Annotated in this window: 20 protein-coding genes; 6 read left to right on the forward strand and 14 right to left on the reverse strand. The window is 61.4% G+C overall.

Going from position 1 to position 15185, the window contains the following annotated elements; translation table 11 throughout:
• Nucleotides 1-4: 4 nt before the first annotated feature.
• Nucleotides 5-1387 (reverse strand): glycine--tRNA ligase, encoded by a 1383-nt coding sequence (locus tag NUW87_RS04785; RefSeq protein ID WP_269027481.1) that lies wholly within the window; start codon nt 1385-1387, stop codon nt 5-7.
• A 169-nt stretch (nt 1388-1556) separates the two neighbouring features.
• Here NUW87_RS04785 and NUW87_RS04790 point away from each other — a divergent pair, with 169 nt between their 5' ends.
• Nucleotides 1557-2036 (forward strand): ArsR/SmtB family transcription factor, encoded by a 480-nt coding sequence (locus NUW87_RS04790; protein WP_269027482.1) that lies wholly within the window; start codon nt 1557-1559, stop codon nt 2034-2036.
• A 15-nt stretch (nt 2037-2051) separates the two neighbouring features.
• Nucleotides 2052-2489: a Fur family transcriptional regulator gene (locus tag NUW87_RS04795; RefSeq protein ID WP_239218640.1), complete on the forward strand. Its 438-nt coding sequence runs from the start codon at nt 2052-2054 to the stop codon at nt 2487-2489.
• Here NUW87_RS04795 and NUW87_RS04800 read toward each other — a convergent pair whose 3' ends face one another.
• From NUW87_RS04800 to era, 3 genes are read right to left on the reverse strand one after another with little or no spacing between them, the layout of a single operon-like run.
• A complete protein-coding gene (locus NUW87_RS04800; RefSeq protein ID WP_239218639.1) occupies nt 2490-3218 on the reverse strand; it encodes an isoprenyl transferase in 729 nt (242 codons plus the stop codon). It abuts the gene before it with no gap.
• 9 nt (nt 3219-3227) lie between these two features.
• Nucleotides 3228-3953 carry a DNA repair protein RecO gene (recO, locus tag NUW87_RS04805; protein ID WP_269027484.1) on the reverse strand — a complete coding sequence of 242 codons (726 nt, stop codon included), beginning with the start codon at nt 3951-3953 and terminating at the stop codon, nt 3228-3230.
• The gene (gene era / locus NUW87_RS04810) at nt 3943-4935 is read right to left on the reverse strand and encodes a GTPase Era (RefSeq protein WP_269027485.1); all 993 of its coding nucleotides are present in this window, start codon (nt 4933-4935) and stop codon (nt 3943-3945) included. The genes recO and era overlap by 11 nt, the downstream gene beginning before the upstream one ends.
• A gap of 139 nt (nt 4936-5074) precedes the next feature.
• On the opposite strand from era, the gene NUW87_RS04815 reads away from it, so the two are divergent.
• Nucleotides 5075-5995: an HNH endonuclease gene (locus NUW87_RS04815; RefSeq protein ID WP_269027486.1), complete on the forward strand. Its 921-nt coding sequence runs from the start codon at nt 5075-5077 to the stop codon at nt 5993-5995.
• On the opposite strand, the gene NUW87_RS04820 is transcribed toward NUW87_RS04815, so the two are convergent.
• Nucleotides 5968-6174 (reverse strand): type IIL restriction-modification enzyme MmeI, encoded by a 207-nt coding sequence (locus tag NUW87_RS04820; RefSeq protein ID WP_269027487.1) that lies wholly within the window; start codon nt 6172-6174, stop codon nt 5968-5970. The two genes, NUW87_RS04815 and NUW87_RS04820, sit on opposite strands and share 28 nt — an antisense overlap.
• Before the next feature lie 1853 nt (nt 6175-8027).
• Complete coding sequence (locus tag NUW87_RS04825; RefSeq protein ID WP_269027488.1) at nt 8028-8321, reverse strand: hypothetical protein; 294 nt, start codon at nt 8319-8321, stop codon at nt 8028-8030.
• A 223-nt stretch (nt 8322-8544) separates the two neighbouring features.
• Here NUW87_RS04825 and NUW87_RS04830 point away from each other — a divergent pair, with 223 nt between their 5' ends.
• Nucleotides 8545-8715 (forward strand): hypothetical protein, encoded by a 171-nt coding sequence (locus tag NUW87_RS04830; protein ID WP_269027489.1) that lies wholly within the window; start codon nt 8545-8547, stop codon nt 8713-8715.
• Between the two features lie 131 nt (nt 8716-8846).
• Here NUW87_RS04830 and NUW87_RS04835 read toward each other — a convergent pair whose 3' ends face one another.
• Together NUW87_RS04835 and NUW87_RS04840 are read right to left on the reverse strand one after the other, a co-directional pair.
• Nucleotides 8847-9161 (reverse strand): BRO-N domain-containing protein, encoded by a 315-nt coding sequence (locus NUW87_RS04835; RefSeq protein WP_377734971.1) that lies wholly within the window; start codon nt 9159-9161, stop codon nt 8847-8849.
• Between the two features lie 217 nt (nt 9162-9378).
• Nucleotides 9379-9705 carry a hypothetical protein gene (locus NUW87_RS04840; protein WP_269027491.1) on the reverse strand — a complete coding sequence of 109 codons (327 nt, stop codon included), beginning with the start codon at nt 9703-9705 and terminating at the stop codon, nt 9379-9381.
• 549 nt (nt 9706-10254) lie between these two features.
• On the opposite strand from NUW87_RS04840, the gene NUW87_RS04845 reads away from it, so the two are divergent.
• Complete coding sequence (locus NUW87_RS04845) at nt 10255-10455, forward strand: hypothetical protein (RefSeq protein ID WP_269027492.1); 201 nt, start codon at nt 10255-10257, stop codon at nt 10453-10455.
• A 297-nt stretch (nt 10456-10752) separates the two neighbouring features.
• Here NUW87_RS04845 and NUW87_RS04850 read toward each other — a convergent pair whose 3' ends face one another.
• Both NUW87_RS04850 and NUW87_RS04855 read right to left on the reverse strand, forming a co-directional pair.
• Nucleotides 10753-11121, reverse strand: coding sequence for a P27 family phage terminase small subunit (locus NUW87_RS04850; protein WP_269027493.1), 369 nt, complete (start codon nt 11119-11121; stop codon nt 10753-10755).
• Entirely contained in the window at nt 11118-11807 is a 690-nt protein-coding gene (locus NUW87_RS04855; RefSeq protein WP_269027494.1) for a hypothetical protein, read from the reverse strand. Before NUW87_RS04855 ends, NUW87_RS04850 begins: the two co-directional genes overlap by 4 nt.
• 551 nt (nt 11808-12358) lie before the next feature.
• Here NUW87_RS04855 and NUW87_RS04860 point away from each other — a divergent pair.
• Nucleotides 12359-12781, forward strand: a complete 423-nt coding sequence (locus NUW87_RS04860; RefSeq protein ID WP_269027495.1) for a hypothetical protein — start codon at nt 12359-12361, stop codon at nt 12779-12781.
• An 83-nt stretch (nt 12782-12864) separates the two neighbouring features.
• Here the strand turns inward: NUW87_RS04860 and NUW87_RS04865 are convergent, their stop codons facing one another.
• The 4 genes from NUW87_RS04865 to NUW87_RS04880 form a co-directional block, all read right to left on the reverse strand.
• Entirely contained in the window at nt 12865-13638 is a 774-nt protein-coding gene (locus NUW87_RS04865; protein ID WP_269027496.1) for a hypothetical protein, read from the reverse strand.
• Nucleotides 13639-13672: 34 nt separating this feature from the next.
• The gene (locus NUW87_RS04870) at nt 13673-13828 is read right to left on the reverse strand and encodes a hypothetical protein (RefSeq protein ID WP_269027498.1); all 156 of its coding nucleotides are present in this window, start codon (nt 13826-13828) and stop codon (nt 13673-13675) included.
• Entirely contained in the window at nt 13829-13999 is a 171-nt protein-coding gene (locus NUW87_RS04875; RefSeq protein ID WP_269027499.1) for a hypothetical protein, read from the reverse strand.
• Nucleotides 14000-14166: 167 nt separating this feature from the next.
• Nucleotides 14167-14364 (reverse strand): hypothetical protein, encoded by a 198-nt coding sequence (locus NUW87_RS04880; protein WP_269027500.1) that lies wholly within the window; start codon nt 14362-14364, stop codon nt 14167-14169.
• Nucleotides 14365-15185 lie beyond the last annotated feature (821 nt).

Consider the following 15185-nt stretch of genomic DNA (forward strand, 5'->3'; position numbering starts at 1 on the left):
GAATCTAGCAGCCGATCAGGCGGGCGGCCAGGTACGACTCCAGCTCCGCCAGCGGCACGCGCTCCTGCTCCATCGTGTCGCGCTCGCGCACGGTGACGGCCTGGTCTTCCAGGGTGTCGAAGTCGTAGGTGACGCAGAACGGGGTGCCCGTCTCATCCTGGCGGCGGTAGCGGCGGCCGATCGCGCCGGAGGTGTCGTAGTCGACGTTCCAGTGCTGGCGCAGCTTCGCGGCGAGCTCCTCGGCCGGGCCGGACAGCTCCGGCTTCTTCGACAGCGGCAGCACGGCCACCTTCACCGGCGCAAGGCGGCGGTCCAGGCGCAGCACGACGCGGGTGTCGGTGCCGCCCTTGGCGTTGGGGGCCTCCTCCTCGTCGTAAGCGTCGATGAGGAAGGCCATCATGGCGCGGCCGAGACCCGCGGCCGGCTCGATGCAGTACGGAATCCAGCGCTCGTTGTTCTCCTGGTCGAAGTAGCTCAAGTCCTCGCCGGAGGCCTCCGCGTGGGTCTTCAGGTCGTAGTCGGTGCGGTTGGCCACGCCCTCGAGCTCGCCCCACTTAGAGCCGGTGAAGCCGAAGGCGTACTCGATGTCCACGGTGCGCTTGGAGTAGTGGGAAAGCTTTTCTTCCGGGTGCTCGTAGAGGCGCAGGTTGTCCGGGTTGATGCCCAGGTCGACGTACCAGTTGTAGCGGTTGTCAATCCAGTACTCGTGCCACTTCTCGTCCTCGCCGGGCTTGACAAAGAACTCCATCTCCATCTGCTCGAACTCGCGGGTGCGGAAGATGAAGTTGCCCGGGGTGATCTCGTTGCGGAAGCTCTTGCCGGTGTTCGCGATGCCGAACGGGGGCTTCATGCGTGACGACGTCATCACGTTCTTGAAGTTCACGAAGATGCCCTGCGCGGTCTCCGGGCGCAGGTAGTGCAGGCCTTCCTTGTCGTCCACCGGGCCCAGGTAGGTCTTCATCAAACCGGAGAATGCCTTCGGCTCGGTCCAGTTGCCGGGCTGGCCGGTCTCCGGATCGTTGATGTCCGCCAGGCCGTTTGCCGGCGGGTGTCCGTGCTTTTCCTCGTAGGCTTCCAGCAGGTGGTCGGCGCGGTAGCGCTTGTGGGTGTACAGCGACTCAACGAGCGGGTCGGTGAACACTTCGACGTGGCCGGAGGCTTCCCACACGCGGGTGGGCAGGATGACGGAGGTGTCCACGCCGACGGTGTCGCGGCGGGATTGCACCATGTGCTTCCACCACTGGCGCTTGAGGTTTTCTTTCAGTTCCACGCCGAGCGGGCCGTAGTCCCACGCGGAGCGGGTTCCGCCGTAGATTTCGCCTGCGGGGTACACCAGTCCGCGGCGCTTGCACAGGTTAACGACGGTCTCAATCTTTGATGCGGGCATCAACATCTCCTGGTGGGAAAGTGCGTGCAAATTACGGACAACAGCATAGCCCGCCTTTGAGCGCCTCCGGTCACCCGCCCAGTTTGGACATAAGTCCCACTCTGTTTAGGCATTCTTGTATTCTGAACGAAACATCTGTTTCCCATTGGCGCTGAGGAAAGGGGACGCCGTGAGCGAACGCTACGTTTTGGCGGACCTTCCAAAGCTGGCGGACGAGGACGTGGACCGCACTGCCGCGCTCGTCAAAGTACTGGACTCGAAAACCCGGCTGGAGATTCTGCTGCTTCTGGCCGAGGAAGAGAAGGTCGTCCACCAGCTGGTCACCGAGTTGGAGAAGTCGCAGCCGGTGATTTCCCAGCACTTGCGGGTGCTGCGTTCGGCGGGCCTGGTGTCGTCGTCGCGCAAGGGCCGCGAGGTGCTCTACGCGCTGGACCAGCCGGACATCATCGGCATCATCCACGAGCTGGCGTCGCTGGAAAAACTCACCGAGGCCCAGGACGAGCTGGCAGAGCTACGCAAGCGCAGGCGGGAGAACAGCGGGAGCGCCGGCGGATCCATTGGCGCGGCGATCGTCGACCCGCCTGCCACGGTGCGTCCCGAAGTGGATCCCGGCCTCGCCCCGCAGACTCCAAAGCCCGTGCGCGACTAGCTAGACTGCAATGGTATGACGCAAACGAACCGCCGAGGGCAATCGCGCCCCGTGCCCAAGCTGGGCCCGCGAATGACGCGCCAGCGCGCCGCCGTCGTGGAGACGCTGCGGGGGCTGGACAAGTTCGCGTCCGCGAAAACTATCCATGAGCATTTGCTTGCCGACGGCGCGTCCGTCGGCCTCACCACCGTCTACCGCACACTGCAATCACTCGCCGAGGTCAAAGCCGTCGACGTGCTGCAGTCCCCCGACGGCGAAACCCTCTACCGCGACTGCCTCACCGGCCACCACCATCACCACCTGGTGTGCGCCGAATGCGGCCGCAGCGAGGAAATCGAAGGCGGGCCCGTGGAGAAGTGGGCCGAGCTCGTCGCCTCGCACTACGGCTACGAGCTGGTCGACCACGACGCCGAAATCTACGGCGTGTGCCGCGCCTGCCAGGCCAAACGCTGACTATTTATCCGCGAACTTGTCCACCGCGCCGCCGAAGCGGCGGTCGCGCTTCGCGTACTCGAGCACCGCGTCCCACAGGTCTTCCTTGGTGAAGTCCGGAAACAGCACGTCCTGGTACACCATCTCCGCGTACGCGGACTGCCAGAGCAGGAAGTTCGAGGTGCGCTGCTCGCCCGACGGGCGCAGAAACAGGTCCACGTCCGGCATGTCCGCGCGGTACAGGTAGCGGGCGATGGTTTTTTCGTCGACGGTGGACACGTTGGCGTCGATAAGCTTTTGCACCGCATCTGTGATCTCCGCGCGCCCGCCGTAGTTGACGCACATGGCAAGCGTGAGGCCGGTGTTGTGTTTGGTCAGCTCCTCGGCGACCTCGAGTTCCTCGATGACGCTGCCCCACAACTTCGGGCGGCGCCCGCACCACACCACGCGCACGTTCTTGGCGTGCAGCTCGTCGCGCTGGCGGCGCAGCACCTCGCGCGTGAAGTTCATGAGAAAGTGCACCTCAGAAGGCGAGCGCTTCCAGTTTTCGGTGGAAAACGCGTACGCCGAAAGCCACTCGACGCCGCCGAGCTCAATGCACGCGTCGACGGCGTCCATGAGCTTCTCCTCGCCCACCTTGTGCCCCTCGGTACGCTTCAGGCCGCGCTTTTGCGCCCAGCGGCCGTTGCCGTCCATCACCAGCGCGATGTGCTTCGGGATGAACTTCTTGTCAATATTCGGTGCGCCCATGGGTGCCAATTATGCCTGCTCCATAATCTTGAAGCTTTTCAACCCGGCTTCCAGGTTGAATTGCAGGTGCGCCACCGTTGCGCGGTGAATCTGCGCCACGCGTATCGACGACACGCTGCTCCCCCGCTCCATCAACCACATCTCGTGCAACGTTTCCGGGTGCACATCCATGGAACCCGGCGGGCGGCAGTTGTTGCACACCGCCCCGCCCTGGCTGGCGTTGAACGCCTTGTGCGGGCCGGGCGCGCCGCAGTTCGCGCAGTCGAACAGGCTTAACCCCCAGCCGGCGTGCTCGGTGGCCTTCAGGATGAACGCATCGAGGACCATCGTGGGGTGCTGGTTGGTCTGCAGGTTTTTCAGCGCGTCCTGGACCAGGGCGAACAGGGTGGGTTCGGCTTCTTCGAAGCTGAGCTTTTCCGCCGTTTCCATCACCGCGCAGGCGGCGGCGTAGCGGTCGAAGTCGTCGATGATGCGGGCACCGAAGTAGGTCACGGTGTCGGCGGATGCGATCGTCGATAGGCCTCGGCCCGGGTAGATCAGCGCGTCGACCTCCACGAACGGCTGCAGCCGCGAACCGAAGCGGCTCTTCGCTTTGCGCACGCCCTTGGCCACCCCGCGCACCAGCCCGTGGTTCCGGGTGAGCAGGACCACCACCCGGTCCGCCTCCCCGAAATCGTAGGTGCGCACCACGAACGCGCGGTCGCGCCAATTCGGGCGCGGGGCTCTAGAAGCCAAGCCGGCCCAGCGCCTTCGGGTCCTGCTGCCAGTTCTTCAACACCTTCACGCGCACGTCCAGGTAGACGTTTCGCCCCGTCAGCTCAATGATCTGCTTGCGGGCGCGGTGCACGATGCCGCTCAAACGCCGTCCATCCGGGCCCTCGATGATGCGTTTTTGGCCTGGGCGTTCCAGGTAGAGCACGGCGTAGATCATGGTGCGCTGTGGGTTGTCCGTGTCCGGGTGCATCTCGTCGATTTGGACGGCGACGGAGTGCGGCAGCTCGTCGCGAAGCCCCTGCAGCGCTTCCTCGCGGATCAGCTCCGCGATGCGCGTCTCCATGTCCTCGTCCGTGGTGTGGTCCTCGGGGTAGAAACGCGGGCCCTCCGGCAGCTTATCGACGAGCACGTCAAGCAGCACGTCGATCTGCACCTGCTCCGTGGCCGAGACCGGCACCAGCTCCGCGTCCTGGCCGAGCAGCTCGTGCAGCTCCAGCAGGCGCTCGCCGACGGTGTCCTTGCCGGTTTTGTCCAGCTTGGTCACGATGCCCACGATCGGCGTGTTCGGCTTCGTCTCCCGGATCTGCTCCAGGATGTAGCGGTCGCCGGGGCCTATCTTCTCGTCCGCAGGCACCGTAAACCCGATGACGTCCACGTCGGCGAAGGTGTCTTTGACCACGTCGTTGAGACGTTCGCCCAGCAGCGTGCGCGGGCGGTGAATACCCGGGGTGTCCACGACGATGACCTGCGCGTTTTCGCGGTTGATCACGCCGCGGATCGGGTGGCGTGTGGTCTCCGGCTGATCCGCCATAATCGCGATCTTCTCCCCCACCAGCGCGTTCGTCAGCGTGGACTTGCCGGTGTTCGGGCGGCCCACAAAGCTGACGAACCCCGACCTGAAGCCCTCCGGGGTGTCAGTGAAGCCGCCGGCGTCGGCGCGCTCGAAATCGTTCGCGCTGGCGTCTGCGGGCAGATCGTCCGGGAAATCGGGGAAGTCGTTCATGGCCTGGGATTCTACCTGTCAAGCCCTGATTGGTTTAGCTGTGGACAACCGTGTTGTGGCGGCGGCTTTTGGCGGTGCTTATCCACAGATTTTTCGCGGATGCTTTTCGACGCCCATCCGTTGCCCTAGCTTTCAGCCCATGAACTTCACCGACTTTGTTTCCGCAGGCGTGGGTGTGCTCGCCGACTTCGACCGCGGCGTGGCCATGGCCGCCGGCCTATCGTCTGGCCGGGTGCGCGATTTGGCGCGGGTGCACCACGCGTACTTTGGCCCGACCCAGTTCACCCGCAAACAACGCGACGCACTCGAGGCTGCTCATGGTCTGCCGGTCGACCAGCTCGTGCACATCGAGAAAAAGTTGCTCGCCGTCGAAGGAGCCGCCGAACGCTGGCGCATCCGGTTGGACCTGGTGCGCCACCGCGGCTCCTATAGGGCACTGACCAAGCGCATCAAACGGCTGATAAAACAACCCGTCAAACCCGCAGCACCCTCGTGCAGGTTTTCCCGCTCCAAGACGGGCATGCGCACCATGATCCTGACCTACAACGAGCGCGACCTGGCCGATCTTGAGCACCTGCTGCGCAAACTCATCGACGCCGACGACCCCGCCGCCGCCCAAATGGCCCACACCCTCATCAGGATCCTGCGCGACGGCAAAGGCATACCGAAGGCGAACTTCCGCCCGATCATCCTGGTTCCGATCGCCGACTGGGCCCGCATCCAATCCGGCCACGCAGACGAAGTCACGCTTATCTGCACCGACGGCACCACCATGACAGGGGCCGAATACATGGAGCACGAATTCGGCGACGTGTTAGAAGTCGCCGCGTTCCACCCGCAAGAAGGACCGGTCAACCTCTACCACGCAAAGCGCTGCACCAACCCCAAACAAAAGACCATGTCGAAGCTGCTCTGCCCGGCCTGCGCGTTGGCAAACTGCGCTTACGGCACATTTAAAAATGAGCCGTCGAGCAGGGGTAATGTCGAGATCGCTGTTTTCGGACAGGACTGCTCCGCTCGAAGGCAGACGCTCTACTGCTCCTCGACTAGCCGGGCGTAGTTAGCGAACAAAAGCTCCTGGCGCTGTCTCTCGGTCTGGAGACGTTGCGAAGCTCCGAAGGCATTATCGACCTCCCGGTCGAGAATCTTGTGAGCGTCGAGAAGCGCCGGATCCATCGCGAGCGGGTTGTAGTGCTTGGCGAGCGAGCGTTCCGGGTGGAGAGCTCGAGCCTCGAGCACGCGCTTACCGGCCTTGATAATTCGCTCCCGCTGCTCCTCGGTCAGTTCCGGCGCAGGAACGTGCTCGACGGCGAACCGGGTACCCGGTTTGATCCGTCCGCATCTCGGATCGCATGGAAGGTGTAAAGCTCCCTACTTGAGGCGCATGGCTAGCTAGGCGCTTGTTGCTAAGGGTGAAGTTTGTGGCGCTGGCAGTATCACGATCTGCCTCCCGCCACCACGCCTCGCAGGGGTGGTGATCTCTCCCGTCTTTATGTGCCTTGCGTAACTGGAAAAACACGTCGTACAAGCCCGACTCGTTCACGATGGCTGTTTCTTGCTTCCTGCCAAGCGAATCGATGACCTTAGTAGTACTAAAGTCGTGCTGGTCAAGGCGCTTTTATGTTATCTACTCGCAACTCCAGAACCTCGCACACGCTTAGGGGAACCGGGGTACTCCGCTCCACCGTCCCCGGCGTCAGCGAGGGTTACTATCGGTAGTAACGATAGAATTAAAACCGTCGTGACCTGCATAAACGGTCGATGACCGTACTACTATTACGGTCATCTTTTACTGCTATGACCAGCCATACATCCGTACTGCGGATGTCAGCCACCTGCCGTAACCTGCATAAACGTTTGCCAGACCATACCTTTGCACTACAAAGGTCTCGCTGGTCAAGGCGGGTTTTACCCAAGCAGGGGTGTCTGTACAGCCACCCTTACAGCCAATGTGACCTGCTGTTTCAGACCATGTGTCGGTAGTACCGACACCTGCTTTCCGCTCTTCGGTGTCCAGGGTGTAGCAGATGGTTACGCCCTTGTTCTTCGGCGGTGTCTGTCTCTCCGGTCTTGACAAACAAAAAACGGGGCACTATGGCCCCGTTATGTTGTCTCTCTTCGGTCTGTCAAACCCTGTGCCGGTGACTCCTGTTCACCGGCCATAATGGAACGAAACAAACCGTCGAGCTTGGTAGCTCTCCGGTCGTAGGGACAGCCCGCTAAGGCTGTCCATCGGTTTGTGTTTATGTCATTGTGTAGCGGGCCATGAGTCCGCTACAACTTTTTCACAAACTAATTCACTAGACCGATGGCGCTAGCCTGAAAGCTAGCGCACAAGAGTAAGTAGGTGGGGGAATAGACAAAGGGGGGTACAGGTACAGGTACACCCCCGTTGACCTGGGGAAACGCAAACCAGGTGTCCCCTACAGGGTACACCCTGAAATGACGCTGACCTGGGCCTTTACACTCCGGCTAGATCGAGCTTAGGGCCGGGCGAGTACATGCCACCGGCGCTGTTAGGGCGGCGGGGGTGGCGGGATGCTCAGCGAACAGCCTCAGTGGTGGTGAACACCGCGCTCAGGGCAACCGTCGAACACACCGGAAATCGGCCGCCAGCCAGCCCTTAACCAGACCAGTTTGTCCACACGAGAACACATCAACATGTACGCATGTGTGTTGCATGTAAATTGGTTCACCGGCGGGTATGTGGGCCTGTGAGATTACCCACATACATACCTGTCTGCCCACATGACTACCCACAAACACACCTACAGACAGACATGTCTGCATGTCCGTATGTATGTATACATGCGTGCATGTCTCCTTGTGGTGACGGGGGTACACACACAGACAGACCTCCCAGCACCCCACACGCTGGTGGCATGGCAGACACACCAGACACCAAGACCAGCGACAACACCAGCACGACGGACACCACCACGACGGACGCGCCGATTAACCCGCGTACCGGGAAACCGTTGTCCATGACTAAGGAAGCCATTGCCCAGCGTGAATACCGGGCCAGGAAAAAGCAGAGCGGGAGGCCCAGGGCAACACCGAAACCACGGCCAAAACCCCCGCTAAAACGCCCGCTAAGCGCCAAACAACCACCAGCACCACGGCAGATCGAACTTGCTTAGGCGTTGTGTCCACAACTCGCGCCACGGTGACTTTTCCAGCTCATCGCCGTCGAGCACTCCGCTGGCGTGATCCACCACCACCAGATCGTGCCCGGCGCGCCGGGCGTATTCGTGAACGCTGTTCCACCACTGCTGGGGTTCTGTTCCTGCGCCGGTGAGGAACGTAACTCCGGCGGTCTGTACGTCTACGCCTATCGTGCCCAGCCTGTCCCGGTACTCGTGCTCGGCTCCTCGGTCTGAACACACCACCAGCACGTTTAGGCCGGTGACTGTCGCCCGTCACAGTGACGGAAAAATCGACCGAGGCACGCACGGTTACCGAGAAGGCTAATCCGGTGACGGCGACGGTCACAAAGACTGTTGATGCCCCTGAATCTGCGGCTACCGTAACGTTGACCGAGAAGGCCGAAGCAGAGGTCGTTACGACAACCGTCGTGAAGCCTGCCACCCCTCAACTGAAACAGTCACAGTGACTGAATCTCCCGAGGCTGCGACCGTAACCAAGACCGTGAAGGAAGAGCAGGCTGGAAGCTCTACCGGCTCGATCATCGCGCTGGTCATTGGTCTACTCGGCCTGATTGGCGGTCTGGGCGCTGCGCTGGTTGGTAATCCACAATTGCGCGCGGCACTGCCGTTCTAACGATTGCCGATAAAACCGCCCGCTGTAGGGCGGTTTTCGCCGTCCCCGGCATGTCCACGAATCGTCCGAATCAAGGATGCTGTCCGTGATGTACGCGCCGGTCTTGCGGATCGCCGGGAGAACCTCGTTAGTCACCCAGCGACGAAACCTCTTCGCTTCCGGCTCGACCACGCATCCGAGATGCTGGCGCGCGTGGGCCGGTACCGGCCCGCCGTGCGAGACTGGAAGATTACGTCGTACAGACCAGACTCATTAACCGTTGTGACCTGCTGTTTTCCTCCAAGGGTGTAACTACTGGTTACACCCCTGTCCCGCTCGTCTAGGGAACTGGCAACCTTGCGTGAGTTACTTAACTCCAGAACCTCGCAAACGTCCGTAAGCACGAACCAGGAGTGTCCGCTGCCTTCGGCAACGGACGCGAAGGCTCTTTGTTTTCGTCCGGTCAGTACCTTACTATTAGTAAGTTACTGCTGGTCACGACGGGTTTTTGACGGCAACATTCGGAATGTCCAGAACAGCGAGCGCGTCTAAAAACACGAACCGGAAGAGCCCGCTGCCTGCAACAACAGGTGAGAAGGCTCTCGAGAACCGTCCCGGCACCAGCGTTACCTACCGGCTAGAGCATCGAGCGAACGTTACGCCCGTCGAGGCGAGCAGCTCGAGCTACGCTGCGCTCCAGACCAGCGTGTCGCCCCAGACGCTGCGAAGATCCCCCGAGGAGCTCTCGGTTAAGCCTGGAGCGGAAGGCGTATCGAACAAGCCGGGGGCGGGTTGTGGCTCTTGCTCGGCCGGAGCGGGTTCTTCTGGTGCTCTGGTGGCGAGCACCCGGGAGTAGAGCTCGCGCTCAGCGTCGAAGCGTGCCTGCTGCTGCTCGCGAGAATCGTCCACCCCGGCGAGAAAGCACGCGACCTCGAGATCCGGCTCGGTAGCCGGAGCATAAAACGTGCGTTTGCCTTTGCGGATGGTGTCTACCAGCCCTACTTCTGCCATCCGGGGCAGATGCACTCGGGCGGTCTTGGGATCAACCTCGGCAGTGCGTGCTACCTTAGCGGCACTCGATACACGGTTAAGACTGAGGAGGGCCTTCCACAACCTTCCGGCAGTCGGCCCTAGACCGTGGCCGGAGAAAAGGGAATTTTGCAACACATAACTAGTACCTAGTGTTTCTTTATGTGTTTCATTTTTCCCTTTTTGGGTTACCTCTCCGAAGGTCACCTCGAGAGTAACCTTCCCGGCTAGTCCATCCTCAGCCGGTGTCCGGTAGAGACAACCGGCGTGTTCTGCTGTGTTGAGGTGGCGTGAGACCGTGGCCGGGGATCGGCCCACCACCAGCCCGAGATCTCTCACGCTAAGATCCATCGTCCAGGCTCCCCGCCTGATACCTTCGTCCACCACCGCGAGCACCGTAGGGATTACTCGCCGGGGGAGCTGAGACTCCTCGATTCTTCGGCGAAGGTTGACCAGATCATCCCGGATAGCCTCGAGCGCCTCTGCCGGAGTCTCCGGCTCGAAGTGCTGCTCGCTAAACTCCCACGCCTGGTGAGCGTCGTACCGGCGTTTGCGTTCGCCGTACTTGTAGCTTGCCGCGAGATCGCTGCCGTCGAGCAGCTGGTCGTAATCCTGCTCGCTGCCACCGGCGCGAAGCACCGCCAGGGCGATACAACAACACGCCTGGTAGTGCTCGGTCTTATCCTCCCCGTCGCGCTCGAGCAGCTCTGCGAGCTCGGGGGTTGCTGCTAGCTTCGCCACGGTAATCATCCGCCTCTCTTATTGCTTCGCGATACCAGTCGGCCGGGGCAACGCCCGCTAGTCGAGCGACGTCAAGGACAAAACCCCTGCTGGCGTGCATCACACGGGAGCAAACCAGGGCAGTCAGCTGCTCGAAAAACTCCTCGTACGCTGCCTCTGCTCCGGGGATCGAGATGCCGGTGCCACGCTGCAACACTGGCTCGCGCGGGAACATGAAGCGGGCCTGCTCTCCGAGCTCTGCTGCGACACTCTGCGGGGTTGTGGATACACGCGCGTTGCGTCGAACAGTCACCGGGCATCCTCCCATCTAGCGCGTGCCGCGTTGCGGGCGTGCTGGCTGCGCTGCTCGGCCTTCGAGAGCTTTTCTTCTTCGGTCTCCGGGAGCCCGAGCGACTTAATCAGCGCGTTAAGCGTGCTGGTCTGCTGGCGGATCTCCTGGATGAACGGGTGGATAACAAGCTGGCCCATGCTGCCTTTCGCGGTCATGGGCTCGGTGGCGGTGGCCTCCTCGAGCCGGTGGATCTGGTCGGATACTCGGCAAGCTCGCTCGAGGATGGCGATCTTGCCTGGCTCGCCGGTGAAGTCGAACTCTTCTGTCATGGCGCACCAGAGTGCTGCTCCGGCGCTGCCGAGGTTGGTTGGTTGTGTGATCGTCATGCTGTCTCCCAGATTTTCTTGAGTCCTTTAAGCGGGTGCTGCCCGCGCTTGAGGTGCGTGTTTTCTTCGATGGTGCAGGGGAACAAGTTCTCTAGCGTGTGCCCCATAGTTCCCGGCCGATTAAGCGGGTCGAGGTGATCGAGCGAGCGGTTAGCGTTATTCAGGGGTTTTCCGGAGTAGTGCGAGAAGTTCGGGTCGATACCCCGGATCTTCCAGCTCTCGAGGAGCTCGGCCTCGCGGATCTTTACCCACGGCGCTCCGGCCTCACGGGCTCGCTCCTCGCCGTTTTGGAGTTTGATAGCCCACGGGTGGCTATCGCGGTAGCGTTGGCTCGCTGCCCGGCCTTGTTTCTTGACTTTCTCGGGATCGCTCTTGCGGTATGCCTTGTGCCGGAGAGCCTCGCACTGTTTGCACTGGTAGTTGCGTTTGCCGTTCTTGCGCAGTACGAAACTCTCGACCGGGTAGACGGTTCGACAGCCGCTACACCGCTTAAGCCGGTACTCGCGCAACACGTCGTAGTGCGCCTGAGGCAGTCGGTCTTGATCGTTAGCCTCGAGCCATTGGTTAGCGAGTATCGTGTGCTGCTCTGGTGTCTCAGCGTCGGCGTAGTAGGCCCGTGCGTCCGACAGCCTGCGGAGCTGGCGCTCTTGCGCCGGAGAGATGCTCGGCCTGGTTGTGGTTTTCATTGGTTATCGCTTCTTTCGTGTAGTTGTTTTTAGAAAAACAGAGAGTTTTTGGGCATCGGGACGGGCAGGCTCTATCACTGCCGGTCTTGCGTGCGGGGGCGGGGGTATACCCCGTGCCCCTAGCGAGCAGGGGCGAAAAGTAGAACGTCCATAAAGTGGTCTAGAAGGCCCGTAGAGCGCCTTACAGCCAACGTTGGCACATCACCCCGGGAGGTATATTCAATCGCTTAGAGAGGCGTACAGCGAGTAAGTCCAGGCAGGCAGCCCTGCGCCGGAGGAAAAGCCAGTGTCTCTAGCCGAGGGCGACTGCTCTCCCGGCCGGTGCCCTAGCGTGCTCGGCAAAAAGCCTGCTCAGCGCCCGGCAGGAGCGCCGATGCGCCACCCGCTCGCGGTAGCCGGTGCCAGCCCGCTCTAGCTCGCTGCCAGCCCCGGCAGCGCAAGCACTCAACCAGGTGCTACCCCCTAGCCGCCTTGTAAATAGACAGCGAACTCTAAGTTTGTGGTAAGGTTTTCGCGGTCGTGTCAACCACTTCTCTACCAGGAGGAAGATCATGAACATCCCCAAGTTCAACCCCGCTGACCTCAAGGTCGATGTAAACACCATTGGTGCCGTGCTCGGCATCCTGGCCTTGATCGCTGCCATCGTCGGTGGTGTTGTCGGCTCCGGCGCGTTGAACGATCAGTCCGGCAGCTCGCGCGGTGCGAGCCACCAGATGGTCGAGATCCCTGCGGACAAGCCCGCTCCGAGCCAGCCGGAGGAAGAAGCTAAGCCGAACAAACCGGAGGCAGAGACCGAACCGAGCACCGAAGCGGAATCCGAGCCTGAGGTGCACTACCTCAGCCCTGCGGAGCGCGAGGCGAGCGAGCGCCTCCAGGAATCCATCCACCGGATCAGGGAGTCAATCCGCCGCCAGGAAGAGATTTCTCGCCAGATGAATGGGGAACCGCTCGAGGCTGAGGAGGTTCGCAGCTAGCAAGACGCAACGGGCCTGTAGACAGCCCCGTCGCAGCCAGGAAGAATGGCGTGCCCGGATGACCCGGGTGCGCCCTTTTTCGTCTAGTACGCCTTCGCCCGGTTGCGAAGCTCGATCGACTCCTGCTGACTCAGCGCCTGGCGCTGCGACTCGAACTGCTTGATCGACTCTTTCACCTCGGAGGGCAGCGAGACCGACAGCGGGATACCGTCCTTGACAGCCTTGAGGCGTACCGGGTTGACCGCTCTAAGCGCCGGGTCGGTGGTGGAGCCGTTCGCGGTCTGGATCGACACATAACCTTCGAGAGCTTCGGGGGAGAGAACCAGAAACTCCGAGGAGTGGCGCGGGTCGAACTTCTCGGTACGCACAACACGGCCGAGGTTGAGCAGCCACTGCTTGGTTGCCTCGATAGTGCCGTTCGCCTGCTTTGCGCGGGCGTACGCATCAAACACTCCCGGCTCCCAGCGAGTGACGTCCTCAGAGTTGAACTCGCGGGGCAGCTCTTGCGCTGCCTTGGTGTACTCCTCGGCAGCGTTGCGGAAGCGTTCTTCGAGCTGGTCGAGGTATTCGTCCAGGTTCTCTGTGACGGCTTCGGTGACCGCGTACGCGATCTTTTGCCGCGCCTGGTTGCTCGCGTCGGTGAGTGCCTGGCCGGTGGTTACCGTGTGCTCAGCGTTCGCGCGAACTACGGACGCGACCTTTTTCGGGTCGAGCACGCCATCCCAACCTGGGGCCTCGGTGTTTGCCTGGTCGAGCGCGGCAGCGGCCTCGAGCAGGGTCGAGACCTTCTTCGGGTGGCGAAGGCCGAAGCCGTTTGTGACGTTGATCGTGTCGTTCGGGGTAACCATGTAGTGCATTCTTGTTTCCTTTTCGTGTTGGTCTGTTTTGGTGTTAGCGGGCGTGGTATTCGCCCGGGTAAGCGTGGACAGCGCCGTTCGTGCCGTCTGGAACCTCGGCGGTCTCGAGTAGATCGCGAAGCACTTGCGCTGCCGAAGGTCGGGCGTTCTGGTTGCCGAGATGCTCGGCGATTGATTCTGGGATAGGCATCTATTCCTCCTCTCCGAGCTGTTCGGCGTAATCGACCAGCAGATCAGCCAGCCGGAAGGCTGACTCTTGCGTCAGGTCGTATCTGTTCGGCCCGCGCACCACCAGCCGATCCGGATCTTTGCGAATCTTGAGGTGGGATCGGCCGGGGCCGAGGTCAAACTTTGTTGGCATACGTTCCTTTCTGGTTGTTGGTCTTGGCAGGGCGAAGCTCCCGGAGCTTCCGGGCAACTTCGGTAGTACATGCGTGCGATACAAGCGCTTCTAAGCGCCTGAGAGCCTGTTCCTGAACGTTTGCCCCTGCCGATTGTTTTGGGCTGTCTACGGGCCTTCTAGGCCGCTTAGACGCGGTGCTGTAGATCCAGGAGAGCTTCTCGCACTCGCCTAGCGTTATCGCTGGTTGTCAGCTGCTCGCGCGTGATGCCGAGCGGGGTTGTGATGGAATCAATCCAGTCTCGATACGCCGCCTGGCGCTGCCGGTATCGGCGGTTGTACTCGCGCTGCTGTTCTGGCGTGCAGCCGTTCGGGAGTCTGGTCATTGGTCACCGTCCTATCGATAGTGTTTGCGACAAAATAAGAGCGCCCCCGCCCGGTGTAAGACCGAGCAGGGGCAGACCAACAACCAGCCTTCCAGGGGAGCGATATTTAACCCTGGAGGGAAACTGAGCGTGCAACGACGCTCAGGGAAACGCACGACAACACCGCTGCCGGGAGTGCAGCAGCGGTCGTACGCTCCCCTCAACGCCGGTACCGTGCTTCGGTATTGGTCTAGGGGTGGAGCCGTCCTTCGGGGATGGCTCCTGGTGTTGGGGATATAACAAAAGCAACCCGCCGTTCAGCGGGTTGTGGCGCGAGCCCAAGCTCAAAGGCTTTTAGGCTGAGAGATTTTCGCCGAAGGCCGAGACGATCTTCCCGGCCGGGTCTCACGTGCGCTCGGGCGGTACTGCGGAGCGCCCGGGGAGGTCGTGGGCAGCTCGACGCAATACCTAACCACCAGGCTACCGGGGGAGTAACTGTCCGGTGGCTACCAGCATTATCGCCCGCGATGGCGGGATTGTCCTGCCGAACGCGAAGCGTCCAACCTCGGCACCGGCTAGTGTCTCCTTCGGCTGGTGTGAATTACCAGGTCGTATAGTGAGTAAGCGAACTTGAGAGCTTACGAACGTTACCACCGTAAGATAACCTACAACCGTAACCACAGACTCTCATTTCATTTCGTCTGTGATTACTAAGAGTAAGACCGTAAGCAACCGTAAGCACCTCCTCGGTACTTACTTACTTGCTTACTCAGAGTATTACTTAGTTAGTAAGTGGATCGCTTCGGCGATCCAAACTAAGTAACTGCGGCCCGGAAGGCCGC

The sequence above is a fragment of the Corynebacterium pilbarense genome (assembly GCF_026930265.1).
In the GTDB taxonomy this organism is placed as follows: Bacteria; Actinomycetota; Actinomycetes; order Mycobacteriales; family Mycobacteriaceae; genus Corynebacterium; species Corynebacterium pilbarense.